The 17,181-nt window shown below is 71.9% G+C and carries 19 protein-coding genes; 10 read left to right on the top strand and 9 right to left on the bottom strand.

Features of this window, described 5'->3' with window-relative positions; all coding sequences use genetic code 11:
• Positions 1-36: 36 nt before the first annotated feature.
• Complete coding sequence (locus ACLV7J_RS01070; RefSeq protein WP_411867283.1) at positions 37-1,323, top strand: site-2 protease family protein; 1,287 nt, start codon at positions 37-39, stop codon at positions 1,321-1,323.
• Here the strand turns inward: ACLV7J_RS01070 and ACLV7J_RS01075 are convergent.
• Together ACLV7J_RS01075 and ACLV7J_RS01080 are read right to left on the bottom strand one after the other, a co-directional pair.
• The gene (locus ACLV7J_RS01075) at positions 1,212-2,054 is read right to left on the bottom strand and encodes a lipoate--protein ligase family protein (protein ID WP_411867284.1); all 843 of its coding nucleotides are present in this window, start codon (positions 2,052-2,054) and stop codon (positions 1,212-1,214) included. The genes ACLV7J_RS01070 and ACLV7J_RS01075 overlap by 112 nt on opposite strands.
• A 24-nt stretch (positions 2,055-2,078) precedes the next feature.
• Positions 2,079-2,561, bottom strand: coding sequence for a CRR6 family NdhI maturation factor (locus tag ACLV7J_RS01080; protein WP_411867285.1), 483 nt, complete (start codon positions 2,559-2,561; stop codon positions 2,079-2,081).
• 153 nt (positions 2,562-2,714) lie between these two features.
• Between ACLV7J_RS01080 and psaM the strand changes: the two genes are divergently transcribed.
• From psaM to ACLV7J_RS01110, 6 genes are all read left to right on the top strand, one after another.
• Positions 2,715-2,819 carry a photosystem I reaction center subunit XII gene (psaM, locus tag ACLV7J_RS01085; RefSeq protein WP_094590456.1) on the top strand — a complete coding sequence of 35 codons (105 nt, stop codon included), beginning with the start codon at positions 2,715-2,717 and terminating at the stop codon, positions 2,817-2,819.
• A 61-nt stretch (positions 2,820-2,880) separates the two neighbouring features.
• Positions 2,881-3,528: a hypothetical protein gene (locus ACLV7J_RS01090; RefSeq protein WP_411867286.1), complete on the top strand. Its 648-nt coding sequence runs from the start codon at positions 2,881-2,883 to the stop codon at positions 3,526-3,528.
• A 27-nt stretch (positions 3,529-3,555) separates the two neighbouring features.
• Positions 3,556-4,560 (top strand): protochlorophyllide reductase, encoded by a 1,005-nt coding sequence (locus tag ACLV7J_RS01095; protein WP_411867287.1) that lies wholly within the window; start codon positions 3,556-3,558, stop codon positions 4,558-4,560.
• Positions 4,561-4,582: 22 nt separating this feature from the next.
• On the top strand, positions 4,583-5,275 hold the full coding sequence (locus tag ACLV7J_RS01100; protein WP_411867288.1) for a fumarylacetoacetate hydrolase family protein: 693 nt from the start codon (positions 4,583-4,585) through the stop codon (positions 5,273-5,275).
• A gap of 53 nt (positions 5,276-5,328) precedes the next feature.
• The gene (locus ACLV7J_RS01105; protein ID WP_411867289.1) at positions 5,329-5,940 is read left to right on the top strand and encodes a hypothetical protein; all 612 of its coding nucleotides are present in this window, start codon (positions 5,329-5,331) and stop codon (positions 5,938-5,940) included.
• Positions 5,937-6,824: a hypothetical protein gene (locus ACLV7J_RS01110; RefSeq protein ID WP_411867290.1), complete on the top strand. Its 888-nt coding sequence runs from the start codon at positions 5,937-5,939 to the stop codon at positions 6,822-6,824. Before ACLV7J_RS01105 ends, ACLV7J_RS01110 begins: the two co-directional genes overlap by 4 nt.
• A gap of 24 nt (positions 6,825-6,848) precedes the next feature.
• On the opposite strand, the gene ACLV7J_RS01115 is transcribed toward ACLV7J_RS01110, so the two are convergent.
• Positions 6,849-7,199 carry a hypothetical protein gene (locus tag ACLV7J_RS01115; RefSeq protein WP_411867291.1) on the bottom strand — a complete coding sequence of 117 codons (351 nt, stop codon included), beginning with the start codon at positions 7,197-7,199 and terminating at the stop codon, positions 6,849-6,851.
• Between the two features lie 241 nt (positions 7,200-7,440).
• On the opposite strand from ACLV7J_RS01115, the gene ACLV7J_RS01120 reads away from it, so the two are divergent.
• Together ACLV7J_RS01120 and ACLV7J_RS01125 are read left to right on the top strand one after the other, a co-directional pair.
• On the top strand, positions 7,441-8,004 hold the full coding sequence (locus ACLV7J_RS01120; protein WP_411867292.1) for a heme NO-binding domain-containing protein: 564 nt from the start codon (positions 7,441-7,443) through the stop codon (positions 8,002-8,004).
• Positions 8,001-8,999: a diguanylate cyclase domain-containing protein gene (locus tag ACLV7J_RS01125; protein ID WP_411867293.1), complete on the top strand. Its 999-nt coding sequence runs from the start codon at positions 8,001-8,003 to the stop codon at positions 8,997-8,999. Before ACLV7J_RS01120 ends, ACLV7J_RS01125 begins: the two co-directional genes overlap by 4 nt.
• A 51-nt stretch (positions 9,000-9,050) precedes the next feature.
• On the opposite strand, the gene bchL is transcribed toward ACLV7J_RS01125, so the two are convergent.
• The 5 genes from bchL to ACLV7J_RS01150 all read right to left on the bottom strand — a co-directional run bounded on the left by bchL (position 9,051) and on the right by ACLV7J_RS01150 (position 15,609).
• Complete coding sequence (gene bchL, locus ACLV7J_RS01130; protein ID WP_094590466.1) at positions 9,051-9,935, bottom strand: ferredoxin:protochlorophyllide reductase (ATP-dependent) iron-sulfur ATP-binding protein; 885 nt, start codon at positions 9,933-9,935, stop codon at positions 9,051-9,053.
• A gap of 178 nt (positions 9,936-10,113) precedes the next feature.
• Positions 10,114-11,793, bottom strand: coding sequence for a ferredoxin:protochlorophyllide reductase (ATP-dependent) subunit B (locus tag ACLV7J_RS01135; protein ID WP_411867294.1), 1,680 nt, complete (start codon positions 11,791-11,793; stop codon positions 10,114-10,116).
• A gap of 127 nt (positions 11,794-11,920) precedes the next feature.
• Positions 11,921-13,270 (bottom strand): ferredoxin:protochlorophyllide reductase (ATP-dependent) subunit N, encoded by a 1,350-nt coding sequence (locus ACLV7J_RS01140; RefSeq protein ID WP_411867295.1) that lies wholly within the window; start codon positions 13,268-13,270, stop codon positions 11,921-11,923.
• Positions 13,271-13,399: 129 nt separating this feature from the next.
• Positions 13,400-14,104: a potassium channel family protein gene (locus ACLV7J_RS01145; RefSeq protein ID WP_411867296.1), complete on the bottom strand. Its 705-nt coding sequence runs from the start codon at positions 14,102-14,104 to the stop codon at positions 13,400-13,402.
• A gap of 98 nt (positions 14,105-14,202) precedes the next feature.
• A complete protein-coding gene (locus tag ACLV7J_RS01150; protein ID WP_411867297.1) occupies positions 14,203-15,609 on the bottom strand; it encodes a TrkH family potassium uptake protein in 1,407 nt (468 codons plus the stop codon).
• A gap of 153 nt (positions 15,610-15,762) precedes the next feature.
• On the opposite strand from ACLV7J_RS01150, the gene ACLV7J_RS01155 reads away from it, so the two are divergent.
• Entirely contained in the window at positions 15,763-16,776 is a 1,014-nt protein-coding gene (locus ACLV7J_RS01155) for a CNNM domain-containing protein (RefSeq protein WP_411867298.1), read from the top strand.
• 44 nt (positions 16,777-16,820) lie between these two features.
• Here ACLV7J_RS01155 and ACLV7J_RS01160 read toward each other — a convergent pair whose 3' ends face one another.
• Positions 16,821-17,084, bottom strand: a complete 264-nt coding sequence (locus ACLV7J_RS01160) for a hypothetical protein (protein ID WP_411867299.1) — start codon at positions 17,082-17,084, stop codon at positions 16,821-16,823.
• Positions 17,085-17,181: the final 97 nt, after the last annotated feature.

The raw sequence follows: 17,181 nt of genomic DNA on the forward strand, positions 1-17,181 counted from the left end.
CGACCTTTCTAGGATCGGTGCACTGGGGCTCCGTGCGTGGGTGAAGGCTGGCAGCTGCTGACGATCCGGGGCATCCCCCTGCGCATCCACCCCAGCTGGTTTGTGATCCTGGGCCTGGCCACCCTGGCCTTCCAGCAGCAGTACGCCGCTGAGTTTGCGGCCCGCGGCAGCGCTGCGCCGATGCTCTGGCTCGTGGCCCTGGCCACGGCCCTGCTGCTGTTCGTCTCGGTGCTGCTGCACGAGCTGGGCCATTCCGTGGCCGCCCTCAGCCAGGGGGTGAAGGTGCGCAGCATCACCCTGTTCCTGCTCGGCGGTGTGGCCAGCGTGGAACGGGAGTGCAGCCGCGCCAGGGGTGCCCTGCTGGTGGCCGCCGCCGGCCCGGCCGTGAGCCTGGCCCTGGCGGCGGTGCTGATCGCCGGCCGCCACGGCGCCGCTCACCTCTCGCCCCTGCTGGGGGCGATGGTCACCGAGCTGGGCACCCTCAACCTGGTGCTGGCCCTGTTCAACCTGCTGCCGGGCCTGCCCCTCGATGGCGGCCTGATCCTCAAGGCGCTGGTCTGGCAGTGGACCGGCAGCCAGCGCAAGGGCACCCAGGTGGCCACCGCCACGGGCCGCTTCCTGTCGTTGCTGGCGGTGGGCCTGGGCACGGTGCTGCTGCTGCGCAGCGGCAGCGTCGGCAGCCTGTGGCTGATCCTGCTGGGCTGGTTCGGCCTGGGCTCGGCCCGCAACCAGACCCAGATGCTGGCCCTGCAGCAGGCCCTCAAGGACCTGACCGTGCGCGAGGCGGCCCGCCGCCGCTTCCGGGTGCTGGAGGCCGGCGCCAGCCTGCGCGACCTGAGCCGGATCCGCATCGGCGAGGTGAAGGGTCCGGCCGACTGGCTGCTGGTCTGCGACGGCGGCCGCTGGCGCGGCGTGATCGACGACGCCCCCCTCAATGCCCTGCCGGTGCAGTGCTGGGACCAGGAGCGGGTCGCGGACCACATGCGCCCCCTGGACAGCCTGCCTGCCATCCGGGAGGACGCGCCCCTCTGGCAGGCGGTGCTGCAGCTCGATCGCGAGGGCAGCGACCCGGCCTCGCGGCTGCTGGTGCTGGGGCCGGCGGGCCTGCCCAGCGGCACCCTGGAGCGCCCCGAGATCGCCGAGGTGGTGCTGGCGCGCCTGGGGGTGAAGCTGCCGCCGCCGCTGCTGGAGGCCGCCCGCCGCCAGGGCAGCTATCCGCTGGGCATGGCCCTGGCCCAGGTGGCCCGGTCGATGGTGGCCAGTGGCGATGTGGCCTCCGCTGCCGACGACGCCAGGCTGGCGCCGGCCGCCGGCCAGCAGTAGCGCGCCGCGCGGGCCTCGACGGCCGCCCACTCCTCGCCTGAGAGCGGCTGCTCCCGCAGTGCTCCTCCACAGAGCTCCTGCTCGGCGCAGCGGCGCAGCAGGGTCATCAGCTCCTCGGTGCCCAGGCCCAGGGGCGGCAGCGGCGGCGGCGCGTCGCCGAACACTTCCCGCCACAGCGGCGCCGAGGGGGCGAGCAGCAGGCTGCCGTGCTGGAGCAGCTGGCCCCGGCGCCAGAGCTGGGCGCTGCCGATGCGCTTGGCGCCGTTGGCCTGGACCAGGTCGGCGGCGGTGCTGGTGGCGAAGCAGCTGGGGCGCTGCTCGGGGGCCGGCGCCCGCGGTGCCGCCCGGCCCAGGCTGAGGGGCTGCCCCAGCTCCCGGAAGGCCCGCTGCAGCCAGCGGCAGGCGTCCGCGTAGGCCCCTGGCCGATCGACCTGGGCCGGCCTCTGGACCAGGGCATAGGTGAGGCCGGCCTGGCCCGGCTCGTGCAGCACGGCGCGGCCGCCGCTGGGGCGCCGCACCAGCGCCAGCCGGCCGCTGGCGGCCAGGGCCGGCCAGTGGCTCTCCAGGCGCCGCTGGTGGAACCCCAGCGACAGGGTCGGCCGGCTCCAGCCGTAGAGGCGCAGCACCGGTGGCCCGCCCGCCAGGGCCTGGTCCAGCAGCCAGTCGTCGAGGGCCATCTGGATGGCCCCCTCGGCCTCCAGGGGTGGGATCCAGCGCCAGGGAGCCGTCAAGGCCGCCGCGCGCGGCGCGCCCCGTCAGTCCAGCCCATCCCAGAAGCTGCCGTCGAGTTCAAAGCCGAGCACCGCGGCCATCTGCTCCAGGTTGCCGCGGCAGCTCAGCCCCTGGCTCCGGCCCCAGCCATCCAGCAGGAACAGCCGGTGGGTGATCCACAGTTCCAGGGCCTCGGGGGCGAAGCGGATCCCCTCGCTGCGGCTGAAGCTGTGGGGCAGCAGCATCGCCACATGGCGCGTGAGCTGCCCGCCGCTGCGCTCCAGCAGCAGCGGCAGCCAGGGGCAGAGGGCATCGGCCCGCAGGCTCCAGATCCTCAGCTCGGGGATCTCGGAGAGCTCGCGGGGGTCCTCCGGGTCCCGGGGCCAGTCGAAGGCCAGCTCCAGCGTGCCGCTGCGGGCCTGGAGTTCGCTGGGGGCCAGGTCCCGCAGGGGGGCCAGGGGCGCCAGGCTGCGCCGGCGCACGGCCTCGGCCGGGATCGTCAGCGGGGCCGAGGGGAGGGGCGACACGGTCCGGGTCGGCGGCAGGGCCTGGACGGTAGCGAGCCCGGCTGCGCCCTGGCCCCCGCGGCCATCACGAGCTGTGACAGCCAGGCGCCTCCGGATGACGCCGCCGGCTGGGCCGCGGACAATGGGCCCGACATCTTTTGCTCAGAACAGGTCATGGTTTCGTCCCTCACCCAGGCCGAAGTGCTGATTGCCCTGGTCGTGGCTGCCCACGCCGGCGTGCTGGCCGTGCGCCTGGCCGCCAGCCTGTACCGCGCCTGATCCCCTTGGCAGCCTGGGGCCGGCCTGCTACAAGCGGGCCAGCCCCGCCGCCACCCCAGCCTTGAGCTCCCCCCGGCACACCCAGCCATCTCAGCGGAGATCCGCGCGCCGGGACCCCAGCTCCACCAGCCGCAATGGCTCCAGCGCTCCTTCCAGCGCTTCCCGTCCCAGCCGCGCCAGTCGTCCCGGTGGTGCCCTGGCGGCGGCCCCGGGCGGTCTGATCGGTGCCCTGGCCGCCGGCCTGGACAGCCGCCGCCCGGATGGCGAGCTGGCGGGCGCCGGCCCCTCTCCCCTGTCGGAGCACCCCGGCCTGAGGCCCTCCAGCAGCCAGCAGGAACTGGTCTGCAGCGCCATTGGCCTCACCCTCAAGCTGGGGCTGTCGCTGGTGGCCGTGGTGAGCCTGGTGCGCCTGGCGGGGGCCTACCAGGAGCGGCTCGATCGCCACGGCGAGATCACCGCCGTGCTCGAGATCCAGAAGGCCAAGCTGCTCAAGGCCCGCGGGCGCTTCGATCAGCTGTTCGCCACCGGCGGCGAGCAGCGCCTGATCGAGGAGCAGGACCAGTGGATCGCCCCCAACCGGCTGCGCGTGGTCTGGGAGCAGCAGAAGCAGCCGCCAATCGGTGCCGCCGGCTCCCCGGGCGCCGCCAGCCCGTTTCCAACTGTTGAGCAGCCCCCTGGCGCCCCCGGCACCCGCCCCTCTCATCCGTAGGTTGTGACCCGCCGCGCGCAGGGCGCCATGGTTTCCAGCTCCACCACCAGCACTCCCTCCCCCACGGCGGCCACCCCCGGAGCGGTTCTGATCACCGGCACCACCTCGGGGGTGGGCCTCAACGCCGTCAAGGCACTGGTGGACCGCGGCTGGACCGTGGTGACCGCTAACCGCGACCCGATCCGGGCCGCCGCCGCCGCCAGCTCCCTGGGGATCCCCCAGGAGCGGCTGCACCACCTGCGCATCGATCTCGGCGATCTGGAGAGCGTGCGCAGCGGTGTCGAGACCCTGGTGGGCTCCCTGGGCTTCCCCATCGACGCCCTGGTGATCAATGCCGCCGTCTACAAGCCGCGGCTGAAGCAGCCGGAGTGGTCGCCCCAGGGCTACGAGATCTCGATGGCCACCAACCACCTGGGCCATTTCCTGCTGATCCAGCTGCTGCTCGAGGAGCTCAAGAAGTCCACCCATCCCTCGCGCCGGGTGGTGATCCTCGGCACCGTGACGGCCAATTCCAAGGAGCTCGGCGGCAAGATCCCGATTCCGGCCCCCGCCGATCTGGGCGACCTGGCCGGCTTCAAGGCCGGCTTCAAGGCGCCGATCGCGATGGCCGACGGCAAGCCCTTCAAGCCCGGCAAGGCCTACAAGGACAGCAAGCTCTGCAACATGATCACCACCCAGGAGCTGCACCGTCGCCTGCACGGCTCCACCGGGATCGTGTTCAGCTCGCTCTATCCCGGCTGCGTGGCGGACACCCCCCTGTTCCGCAACACCCCCAAGGCGTTCCAGAAGATCTTCCCCTGGTTCCAGAAGAACATCACCGGCGGCTACGTGAGCCAGGCCCTGGCCGGCGAACGGGTGGCCCAGGTGGTGGCCGATCCCGAGTTCGCCGTGTCCGGGGTGCACTGGAGCTGGGGCAACCGCCAGAGCAAGGGCGGCAAGCAGTTCAGCCAGGAGCTCTCCGACAAGGCCAGCAACCCCGACACCGCCAAGGGCGTGTGGGAGTACTCCGAGCAGCTGGTGGCCCGCTCCTGAGCCCCACCCCCGGTACCCCCTGATGGCCCCGTCTGCGCTGCGCCGCGCCTATCCCCCCGCCATCCTGGGGGTCGGCAAGAACTACGCGGCCCATGCCCGCGAGCTGGGCCTGGAGGACCCCACGGAGCCGGTGCTGTTCTTCAAGAACCCGGCGGCGGTGATCGGCGACGGCGAGCCGATCCTGCTGCCGCCGGTGGTGCACACCCCCGAGCCCGGCGTCGACTACGAGGGCGAGCTGGCGGTGATCCTGGGCTGCGATGCCCGCGATGTGCCGGAGGCCGAGGCCCGGTCGGTGCTCTCCCACGTGGCCGTGGCCAACGACGTGAGCCAGCGCTGGTGGCAGTGGCACGGCGGCGGCGGCCAGTGGTGCCGCGGCAAGAGCTTCGACGGCTTCTGCCCCCTGGGGGAGCCCGTGCCGATCGAGCAGGTGCCGGATCTGCAGGCCCTGGAGCTGCGCACCAGGCTCAACGGCGCGCTGGTGCAGCACGACAGCACCGCCTCGATGCTGTTCCCGGTGGCCCGGCTGATCGCCGAACTGAGCCGCGGCACCACCCTGCTGCGCGGCACGGTGATCCTCACCGGCACCCCCTCGGGGGTGGGGGCCGGCCGCACGCCGCCCCGCTTCCTGCGCCATGGCGACCGGGTGGAGATCAGCATCAGCGGCGTGGGAAGCCTCAGCAACCCGGTGCTGGATCCGCTGCTGGCTGGGGGTTGAGGGCCGGCCCGGCCCGCCGTTGCTAAGACCCGGGGGCACTGCCTGAGCCGACGATGAACCGTGCCCTGCGCTGGGGCCTGGCCGCCCTGCTCGCCACGGGCCTGCTGGTGGGCGCCGTGGTGCTGGCCCCCTTCAGCTCCTGGCTGCCCGGCGGCACCGTGGCCGATGTGCCCCTGGCCCAGGTGGTGAACGGCAGTGCCTTCAACCGCCTGTTCCCGGCCCCGGAGCAGGGCCAGCAGCTGGTGTTCACCCAGGAGAAGCGGGGCTTCAGCGAGGCCAGGCTGAAGCAGGGCGGCGAGGCCCTGGCCCTGCTCGCCATCTCCGACACCCGCACCGCCCCGGAGGCCCGCGCCAAGTTCGAGGGCAGCCGTGAGCGTCTGCAGGGCTGGCCGCTGCTGGAGCAGGGGGCCCAGGCCAGTGCCCTCCTGGTGGCCGATCGCTTCCAGGTGAAGGTGATCGGCCAGGGGCTGGGCCTGGCGGCCGATCAGCGCCACGCCCTGCTGGAGGGCTTCGACCTGCCGGGCCTGGCGGCCCTCGCCCCCGCCCGGGAGCGGGCTGCCGCGGGCCGGCTGCCGGCAGGAGCCGCGGACCGCCCCATGGCCGCCGCCCCAGGGGGGGCGGCTGAGGCCTTCAGCCCTGAGTCCGCCCTGCAGGAGGCCGCATGAGCCGCACCGTTCTCGATCGCCTCGACCGCCTGCCCCGCCGGGGCCTCACGGTGCTGGCCCTGCAGGGCATCGCCACCCTGGTGCCCGGCGGCTGGAGCAACCCCACCAACGCCGAGGCCCTGATCGCCGAGGTGCTCGGCGACGACGATCCGGTCCTGGTGCGCCAGGTGCGGGCCCGGGCCGACCTGCTCAGCGGCGCCCGCCACGAGGGCTACGGCCGGGCCCTGAGCCTCTATGACGCCGTGAACCGCTCCCAGCGGGCCAGCGGCGGCCTGCGGGTGCTGGCCAACGTGACGGCTGGGTTGCCTGTGCTCAAGCGCCTCGGCAGCATCACGCCCCCCAGCGACAGGCTCCAGGCCGCCGACCTCAGCCTCAAGGTGGGTGCCGAGCTGCTGGCCTTCACCCAGGTGAACGGCCTGCCGGGCGACTCCTTCGGCGACTTCACGGCCTCCCTGGCGGACTACGCCGGCGATGCCCGGGTGCGCATGGCGGCGCTGATCTGCTTCGACGCCCTGCTGCCCCTGGGCAACCAGGCCCTGGAACGCCTCGATGGCCTGCTGGGCCAGGTGAGCAGTGGCGAGCTGCGGCAGCTGCCGGCCTATGGCCGCCTCAGTGGCCTGCTGCCCGGCCGCGGCGACCAGGCCCACCTGGGCTTCCTGCGCCGCGGCGTGGAGAGCTGGGCCGGCTGGGCCGGCGGCTTCATCGGCCAGCTCGGTCTCACGGGCCAGCGGGCCGTGCAGGCGCTGGAGGGCACCCTCGGGCCCTGGCAGGGGCGGATGGAGGGCCTCGCGGCGTTCCTGGATGCCTTCACCGACACCTATGCCCACACCGGCGTGCAGGCGGTGGCGCGGCGGCTGGTGGAGCGGGCCGTCGCCGAGATCTGACGGGGACCGCCCCCGGGGGGCCGCCTAGGGGATCCGCCCCTGGAGCAGCCGCTGCAGCCGGCTCAGCATCCGCCCCTGCAGGGTGGGCTCCAGCGGATAGGGGCGCGGCGGACGCTTGGCCCGCTGCTGCTCGGCCTCCTCGAGGGAGGCGCTCCCCAGCAGGTTGGACGTCTCGTAGTCGCTCGCCATGTGGTCGATGCCCTCGCCCACCACCAGGTAGCCGAACAGCAGGGCGGCGGCGAGAAACAGCAGGCCCGTCAGGCCCGAGATCCACTGGCTCATCCGACTGACGCTCTCCTGGCGCTGAGCGGAGGGCTGGCGGCGGCGCTGGCGGCTGCGGACCCTGGAATCCCGGGATGGTGTGGAGGGCGGCATGGCCAGGGAGCGGGGGCGGTGCCGGCCGGCGCGTGGCGCCGACCCCGACCTGGGCCGCACCATGCCATGGATCGAGGGCCCTGAACAGGGGCGGGCCCTGGGGACCTGCCTGGGGCTGGGCCTCCCTCTGATGGGGCAGGCTTGCCAATAATCAGCATGATTGCCGTTATTGAACACTCAGCACCCCAGTCGAGGTTCCCGTCTCTAATGTGGGGTGAACCAAACAGCAGATCACCGCTCCATGTACGGACTGGTCAATCAAGCCATCCGCGACATGATCTGCGTCAACCACGGCCAGGAGGCCTGGGACAGGGTGCGGCAGCGGGCGGAGGTCAAGGTGGACCGCTTCCAGGGCATGGAGCCCTATCCCGACGACCTCACCCATCGTCTGGTGATGGCCGCCAGCGTGGAACTGGAGGAAACTCCCGACGCCCTGCTGCGGGCCTTTGGTGAATTCTGGGTGACCTATACCGCTTCTGAGGGTTATGGCCCCCTGATGGAGATGGCCGGCTCCAGCCTGCCGGAATTTCTCCACAACCTCGATGATCTTCACGCCCGGGTGGGGGTGAACTTCCCCCAGCTGGTGCCCCCCAGCTTCGACACCGAAGAGCTCGGAGAGGGAACCATGCACCTCCACTACCACTCCCAGCGCCAGGGGCTGGCGCCGATGGTGATCGGTCTGGTGGAGGGTCTGGGCGATCGCTTCGACACGCCGGTGGAGGTGGAGCAGCTGGCCTGCCGCCGCGACGGTGCCGACCACGACGTGTTCGCCGTGCGCTACGACGAGCCGGCCGATCCTCCATGACCCTGGCACCCTCGGCCCAGCGGTTCCCTGAGCTGTTTCCCTTCCATCTCGTGGTCGACGCTGACCTCGTGATCCGCCAGATGGGGCCGGCGCTGCTGCGGCTACTGGGCAGCGAGGTCCGTGGTGCCCCATTCGCCAGGCATGTGCAGTGGCACAGGCCGCGGCTGAGCCAGCCCAGCCTCGAAGGGCTGAGCAAGCTCGGTTCCAAGTTCACGGTGCTGCAGCTGCTGGATCTGCCCCTGCAGCTCAAGGGCCAGGTGCTGGTGGATGGTCCGCACGCCTTCTTCCTCGGCACGCCGGTGGTCCACACCCTGGAGCAGCTCAGCTCCCTCGGCATCCGCCTCAGTGACATGGCCCGCCACGACGCCCTGGCGGATGCCCTGGTGATGATCCAGACCAAGGACATGACCATCGCCGACCTGGTGCAGCGGCGCACCCAGGATCTGGAACAGCTCGCCACCCAGGATGCCCTCACCGGCGTGGGCAACCGCCTGCTGTTCAACCGCGAGCTGCCCTCCGATCTGGAGGAGCACTGGCACGCGGGCCAGTCGCTGGCGCTGCTGATGCTCGATGTGGACTTCTTCAAGCAGTTCAACGATCAGCACGGCCATCTCACCGGCGATGCCTGCCTGCGGGCCGTGGCCGACCGCCTCGTGACCCTGGCCGGTCGCGGTGGCGATCGGGTGTATCGCTACGGCGGTGAGGAGTTCGCGATCCTGCTGCCGCGCACCGGGATCCATGGGGCCCATCAGCTGGCCAACCGCATCGTGGAGGGCTTCGCCTCCGCCCCGCTGCATCTGGAGGGGGTGCACCTGCCCCAGAGCATCACCCTGAGCGTGGGCCTGGCCGCCTTTGATCCCACCGACCAGTCCAGCCAAGCCGATCTGGCCGCCCAGGACCTCGCCCTCACCGCCACCAAGCTGATCGCCCGCGCCGATGAGGCCCTCTATGCGGCCAAGCGGGCCGGCCGCAGCCGTTGCGTGACCCTGGTCTGACGGCGCGGGGCTGGAGATCGGCTCCAGACCCGCGGCCCTGGCTATCCCCGATCAGTCGAAGCCCAGCAGGTCGAAGATCTCGCGATCCTTGAGCGATTCGGCCTCCAGCGGCTCCACCTTGTCGAGCATCCGCTGGGCCAGATTCAGATACTCCTGCTGCACCGCCTCCACCTCGGGGCTGGCCTCCATCTCGAAGATCGTGCACTTCTTGAGGCGCGAGCGACGGATGGCATCGAGATCGGGGAAGTGGGCCATGGTCTTCATGCCCACCCGCGCGTTGAAGCGATCGATCTGGTCGGTGTCCTTGGAGCGGTTGGCCACCACGCCGCCGAGCCGCACCTTGTAGTTCTTGGCCTTGGCCTGGATCGCGGCGATGATCCGGTTCATGGCGAAGATCGAATCGAAGTCGTTCGCCGTCACGATCAGGCAGTAGTCGGCGTGCTGCAGGGGCGCCGCAAAGCCACCGCACACCACATCGCCGAGCACGTCGAAGATCACCACGTCGGTGTCCTCCAGCAGGTGGTGCTCCTTGAGCAGCTTCACGGTCTGGCCGGTCACGTAGCCGCCGCAGCCGGTGCCCGCCGGCGGGCCGCCGGATTCCACGCACATCACGCCGTTGAAGCCCTGGAACACGAAGTCCTCGGGCCGCAGTTCCTCGGTGTGGAAGTCCACCGTCTCGAGGATGTCGATCACGGTGGGCACCATCGACTTGGTGAGGGTGAAGGTGCTGTCGTGCTTGGGATCGCAGCCGATCTGCAGCACCCGCTTGCCGAGCTTGGAGAAGGCCGCCGAGAGGTTGGAGGAGGTGGTGGATTTGCCGATGCCCCCCTTGCCGTAGACGGCGATCACCAGGGCGCCCGCCTCTATGTGCAGGGACGGGTCCTGATGCACCTGCAGGGAGCCTTCGCCATCGGGGCGGGAGAGGGTCGTGGTCATGGGATGGGAACGGGGAGGTGAGGGGTTGAGAAGCGGGAGCAGCGAACGCCTGGCCTGAACCGGCGGGCTGCTGCTGGGGAGGGCTTGGGCGGGAACGCCGCTGGGGAGGCGGCTCGGGTGAAACGGGTGGGTGAAACGGGTCAGTGGTCCTGGGCCGTGGGGCCCAGGACCGGCGGATCTAGGCGCTGTAGTGGGCCTTGGCGTCGAACAGGACCTCCTCGCTGATCGCGTTCAGGCCGTGCTCGCGGGCGTAGCGCTCGGTGTTGCGGCGCACCTTGCCGCGCACGAAGAAGGGAATGCGGGCCAGCTGGGCCTCGCCGTCCGGGGTCCAGGCCAGGGCCGCCTCGAGGCTGCCCGAGGCCGCGGAGGCGGCCGTCGTTCCGGCCGGGGTTGCGGCCGCGCTGGCCGGCGCCACCGGCGTCGCGACGGCGGCCGCCACCGCGATCGCCGCCGGCGGGGCCTCGGCCGGTGCCGCCCCACCTAGGTGGCTGCGGTGGCCCTCCACGAACTCGAAGTCGTGGCGGAACATGCCGATCAGGTGTTCCTCCAGGCCCATCATCAGCGGGTGCACCCAGGCGTCGAACAGCTCATTGGCCCCCTCCCAGCCCATCTGGGGGGCCTGGCGGGCCGGCACGTCCTGCACGTGCAGCGGTGTGCTGATCACGGCGCAGGGGATGCCGAGCCGCTTGGCGCTGTGGCGCTCCATCTGGGTGCCGAGCACCAGCTCCGGGGCCGCGGCGGCCATGGCCGCCTCCACCGCCAGGTAGTCGTCGGTGATCAGGGCCTCCAGGCCCAGCTCGGCCGCCGCCGCGCGCACCTCCCGGGCCAGTTCGCGGCTGTAGGTGCCCAGCCCCACCACCTGGAAGCCCAGCTCCTGGCTCGCCACCCGGGCCGCGGCGATGGCGTGGCTGGCGTCGCCGAAGATGAACACCCGCTTGCCCGTGAGGTAGGTGGAATCCACCGAGCGCGAATACCAGGGCAGCCGCGAGCGCCGCTCGGCCTCGGACACTCCACCGGCGCCCGGCTCCAGGTCGGCCGGCAGCTCCAGCCCCAGCAGGCCGTGCAGCTCCCGCAGGAAGGCGGCGGTGGCGCCGATGCCGATCGGCACCGTGCGCACCGTCGCCATCCCGAAGCTGCGCTCCAGCCAGCTGCACACCGGCCCCGCCAGCTCCGGGTAGAGGCACACGTTCAGATCGGCGCTGGGCAGCCGCTGCAGGTCGGCGGGGCGGGCGCCCAGGGGCGCCACCACCGACACGTCGATGCCGTGCTCGGCCAGCAGGCGGCTGATCTCCCGCACGTCGTCGCGGCAGCGGAAGCCCAGCAGCGTTGGGCCCAGCAGGTTCACCCGCGGCCGCCGGCCCTCCTGGCGCCAGCGGGTCGGCTCCGGTTTCGGCTGGCCCGGCGGTGGCAGCTGGTCCTTCAGCAGGCTGCGCACCAGCTGGTAGAAGGTCTCGGCGGCGCCCCAGTTCTCCTTCTTGGAGTAGGCGGGCAGCTCCAGGCCCACCACCGGCAGATCCCCCAGGCCCATGCCCTGGGCCAGGGCGGCGGGCTGGTCCTGGATCAGCTCGGCGGTGCAGCTCTCGCCCACCAGCAGGGCCTCCGGCTGGAAGCGCTCCGCCGCCTCGGCGATCGAGCGCTTCACCAGCTCGGCGGTGTCACCCCCCAGGTCCCGGGCCTGGAAGGTGGTGTAGGTCACGGGGGGGCGCCGCCCGCGCCGCTCGATCATCGTGAACAGCAGGTCGGCGTAGGTGTCGCCCTGGGGGGCATGCAGCACCAGGTGCACTCCCTCCATCGAGGCCGCGACGCGCAGGGCGCCCACGTGGGGGGGGCCTTCATAGGTCCAGAGGGTGAGTTCCAAGGGGTTCGGGGGAAGGCGAGGGGAAGGGCGGAACCGGCCGCTGACGGGGCGGTTCGTCGGGTGGGGTGGAGCGGAGGCTGGAGCGAAGCGGAGCGGGGAATGGCTGGTGGCGGGAGCCCGGCAGCGCTCAGCCGAAGCTGAGCAGGGCGCGCCGGCGCAGGGGCCGGGCGAACAGCTCGGCCAGATCCCCCGCCTGGTCGATGCCGTGGATGGGGCTGAACACCAGTTCGATCGACCACTTGGTGGCGATGCCCTCGGCCTCGAGGGGGTTGGCGAGCCCCAGGCCGCAGAGCACCAGGTCGGGCCGGGCGGCCCGCAGCCGATCGAGCTGGTGCTCCACGTGCTGCCCCTCACTGAGCTGCACGCCCGCCGGCAGCAGCGCCAGCTCCTCGGCCATCAGGCTGCGATCCAGATAGGGCGTACCCACCTCCAGCAGCTCCATGCCGCACTCGCGGGCCAGGAAGCGGGCCAGGGGGATCTCCAGCTGGGAATCGGGCATCAGGAACAGCCGCTTGCCGGCCAGCACCTCCTTGTGGGGCGCCAGGGCCCGCTGGCCCCGCTCCACCAGCGGCGCCAGCACCGCCTGCACGTGGGCCGGCGCCACGCCGAAGGCCGCCGCCGCCGCCGCCATCCAGGCCCGGCTGCCCTCCACCCCGAGCGGATAGGGGGCCGGGATCAGCTGGGCGCCCCGCGACACCAGGGCCCGGGCCGTGGCCGAGAGGAAGGGCTGGGCCAGCAGCACCCGGGTGCCGGGTCCCACCGGCGGCAGCTCGCTGGCGCGGCGCGGGGGCAGGCTGTCGATCCGGGGGATGCCGAGGCGGGTGAACAGGGAGCGAAAGCGGTCCTCCACCCCATCGGCGAGGGTGCCGACGATCATCAGCTGGTCCGGGGGGGCGGCGCTGCTGCCGGCATCCCGCGCCACCGGCGCCGCCGGCAGCAGCGGCACCAGGGCCAGCAGGGCGTTGTCCTCCCCCTGGGTGAAGGTGGTCTCGATGCCGCTGCCGGAGTAGCTCAGCACCCGCACCCGGCCCGCCAGCTGGGCCTGGAGCCGCTCGGCCGCCTTCGCCAGATCCAGCTTGATCACCTCGCTGGGGCAGGAGCCCACCAGGAACAGGGTGCGGATCTCGGGGCGTCGCTCCAGCAGATGGCCCACCAGCCGGTCGAGTTCGGCGTTGGCATCGGCCAGGCCGGCCAGGTCCCGCTCCCCCAGGATCGCGGTGCCGAAGCGGGGCTCGGCGAAGATCATCACGCCGGCGGCGCTCTGCACCAGGTGGGCGCAGGTGCGGGAGCCCACCACCAGGAAGAAGGCATCCGGCATGCGCCGATGCAGCCACACGATTGAGGTGAGGCCGCAGAACACCTCCCGCTGGCCGTTCTCACGGATCAGCGCCGGGGCCTCGGGGCTGCCGGTAGGCGCGGTGGTGACCGTGGGGCCCGCGGCCGGATCGGACGTGGGGCTGGCGAGGATCTGCGCCATGGATGCCCATGCCGAAATTCCCCTCCTCACTAGCTGTGCCGGCTGGCGCCGGCAGCCCCCGGGGAGAAGTCTTCGGGATCACGTGTGCGGATCCGCACGCCGCCAGGCCCCGTGGCTCTCCCGTGGGGCTCACTGGGGCGGCAGGGCCTCCAGGGCTGCGGCCGAGCCCATCACCACCAGCAGCTCGCCGGCCTGCAGCACCTGGGAGGCCGGCGGGTTGACCGTGAGCTGCTGGCTGGGACCCGCCGCCAGCACGCTCACGTTGTAGGTCTTGCGCAGGTTCAGATCCCGCAGGGTGCGGCCCACGAAGGCCGAGGGCACGCGGATCTCCTCGATGCTGTTGCGGTCGTCGAGGCGCAGCTGCTCCAGCAGGTTGGGGCGCATCAGCTCCAGACCGAGGCGCTGGCCCTGCATCTTCGAGGGGAACACCACCCGGTCGGCCCCCACGCGGCGCAGCATCTTCTCGTGCAGGTCGCTGGTGGCGCGGGCGATCACCTGGCGCACCCGGCTGCCCTGGCCGTCCTTGCAGATCAACGTGGCCGTGATGCTGGCCTCGATCGGCTCGCTGATGCCCACCACCACCGTGTCGAGGTCGAGCACGCCGGCCGCCCGCAGGGCCTCCTCGTCGGTGCAGTCCACCACCCGGGCCTCGATCGAGGGGTCGATCTGACGCAGCTCGTCGATGGCCCGCTGGTTCAGGTCCACCGCCAGCACGTCAGCGCCGCAGCGCACCAGCTCGGAGATCACGGCGGAGCCGAAGCGCCCCACGCCGATCACGGCGAAACTGCTGCGCCCGGCCGCCGCATCGGCAGGCCATTGCCACCACTGGTTCATCGGACTGGAACGCGCAAGGACGGAACGGAGGACTGGTCGGGGGGAGGGGCCGGCCGCCGGGGGCCAGTGGCCAGGGGACTAGGGCCAGGCAGTGGGGACTACACGTAGAGGTCCTCCCGGGGGAAGCCGACCCGCGTCTGGGGCCTGTGGGCATAGAGGGCCGAGAGCAGTAGCAGGATCCCCAGCCGCCCCACGAACATGCCCACCATCAGCACCAGCTGGCCCCAGCGGTTGAGGTTGGCGGTCACGCCCACATCCAGGCCCACGGTGCCGAAGGCCGACACGCAGGTGAACAGCTTCTCGAGGAAGCTGAACGGCTGATGGCCGGGTAGTCCCGCCGCGCTGGGCCCCACCTCCAGCAGCAGGGTCATCAGCACCACGAACAGGGCCGAGGCCAGGGTCACCCCCACGGCGCGCAGCACGGTGGAGTCGGGGATCAGCCGCCTGCCGATCACCACGTCGTTGCGGCCCTCGAGGGTGGAGCGGGTGGCGCCCATCAGGATCGCGAAGGTGGTGGTCTTGATGCCGCCGCCGGTGCCGCCGGGGCTGGCGCCGATGAACATCAGCACGATCATCAGCAGCAGACCCGCGTCGGAGAGGGTCTCGATCGTGAGCGGGATGGTGTTGAAGCCGGCGGTGCGGGTGGTCACCGACTGGAACAGGGTGATCTGCAGCTGCTGCCAGAGGCTGAACTGCTGCAGGCTGCCGTCGGGGGCAAAGTGCTCGGTGACCAGCAGCCCCAGGGCCCCCAGCACGATCAGGCCGATCGTGCTGCGCAGCACCAGGCGCGTGTGCAGGCTCAGGCGCCGCAACCTGGAGAGCCGCCGGCGGTTGGCCCACAGGTCGTTGATCACCCGCCAGCCGATGCCCCCCGTCACGATCAGGCTGGCGATCACGCCGTTCACCACCGGGTTGTCGCGGTAGGGCTCCAGGTTGGTGGCCCAGAGGCCGAAGCCGGCGTTGTTGTAGGCGCTGATGCAGTGGAACAGCGAGGCCCAGAGGCGGGCCAGCGGGTTGGGGATATCGGAGAAGCCGAAGGCGTAGAGCACCACCGTGCCCAGGCCCATCACGCAGAAGCCCGTGAGCAGGATGCTGTGGAAGGTGGGGCCGATGCCCCCCACGCCGAATTCATCGAGGGCGCGGCCCTTGTCGAGCCGGTGGCGCAGGCCGGAGCGCCCCTGCACGAAGCCCTGCAGGAAGGTGGTGATCGCCATCAGGCCCAGGCCGCCGGTCACGATCAGGCCTGCCAGCACCACCTGGCCGAAGGGGGTGAGGTCGCGCTCCACCACGATCACCGACAGGCCCGTGACCGTGATGGCGGAGGTGACGGTGAACAGGGCCTGCCACAGGCCCACCGCATCGGTGGAGCAGAGCGGCGAGGCCAGGATCACGGTGCCCGAGGCGATCACCAGCAGCCCGGTGACGGCCGTGAACTGGGGCACCGTGAGCTGATGGCGCCAGCGCTGCAGGCGTAGCCAGAGGGTCAGCGGGGCGCTGAGGGGCATGGGGGCAGGCGGCGGCAGGGGGCTCCCGGCTCGGGAGGCGCGACATGGGCGCCCGATGCGAAACCGTAGCTGGATCCCGTTGCGGCCCTCCCGCCGGGCGGCAGCGGTCGGTGACCGGCGGTAGGTTCCCCGCACTTGTGTAGGGCCCCCCTCGTGGATCCGATCGTCGTGCTGCTGGCGATGGCCGGGGTGATCCTGGTGGGCTCGGCGATCGCCACCGGGGTAGAGGCGGCGATCCTCACGGTGAACCCGATCCAGGTGCACACCCTCACCAAGCAGGGCGTCCCGGGGGCCCGGGCGCTCGAGCGCATCAAGAACCGACCGGGGCGGGCCCTGGCCCTGCTGGTGGTGGCCAACAACCTGTTCAACATCTCCGGTTCGATGGTGCTGGGCAGCCATGCCGACGGCGTGTTCCGCGGCGGCTATGGCGGTGCGGCCGGCCTGGTGATCTTCAACGTGCTGTTCACCTTGATGGTGATCCTGTTTGCGGAGATCCTGCCCAAGGCGATCGGCAACAGCCAGGCCATGCCGGTGTCGTTGGTGTCGGCGCGGGTGCTGCTGCTGGTGGAGCGCCTCAGCCTGCCGCTGCTGCTGCTGCTGGAGCGCCTGATGCCGGCCATCACCGCCGAGGCCGAACTCACCACCAACGAGCGGGAGATCCACCTGCTGGCGCGGCTTGGCTCCCAGCAGGGCCAGATCGAGGCGGATGAAGCCGCCATGATCGGCAAGGTCTTCGCCCTCAACGACCTCACGGCCCGGGAGCTGATGGTGTCGCGGGTGGCCACCCCCTCCCTGGCGGGGGGGCTGAGCCTGGAGCTGGCCCGCGATCAGATCGTGACGGCCCCCGAGGACACCTGGTGGGTGGTGCTGGGGGCTGGCGTGGACGAGGTGCTGGGGGTGCTGAGCCGCGAGGAGGCGATGGCGATCCTGCTGCGGGGCGGTGGCGACCGCCAGGTGAGCGCGGTGTGTGATGCGCCGCTGTTCGTGCCCGAGATGATCCGCGCGGACCGCCTGCTCACCAGCTTCCGCCGCGGCGACCGCAGCGCGGTGCGGGTGGTGGTCGACGAGCACGGGGCCTTCGTGGGCCTGGTGAGCGCTTCGGCCATCCTGGGGGTGCTTGCGGGCTGGAAGCGGATCCAGGGCCGCCCCGACAGCCTCGACGTCTAGCCCGGCGGAGTCGGTGCGCCCCGGCCCCATGGGGCCGGCTGCCCTCAGGGCCGGTGCTCCGCAACCCGCTCCGGAGCGGCCGGCCCATCGCCGCCGGCCTTGGCCGCCATCTGCAGCGCATCCAGCCTGCCCATGCCGACGGCCAGCGGCAGCAGCATGACGACCCCCAGCAGGATCAGGCCGTGGGCCCGCAGCCAGCTCAGCATCGGGTTGGGGCCGAGGTGCGGTTGGGGCCGGCCGCAACCACAGCACAGCAGCTGCTGGCCAGCCGGAGTGAGCATGTGGTCACCGCAGTGGGGACAGGCCATGCCGTAGGCACGTCGAAAGAACTGACCCTTGCGGAGTGCGTGGCCACCCGCTGTTCCAGGTGAACAGTCGTGCGGCGGGTTCTCCCTGGCGTGGATG

Source organism: Vulcanococcus limneticus LL, from assembly GCF_943369875.1.
GTDB classification, from domain to species: Bacteria; Cyanobacteriota; Cyanobacteriia; order PCC-6307; family Cyanobiaceae; genus Vulcanococcus; species Vulcanococcus limneticus_A.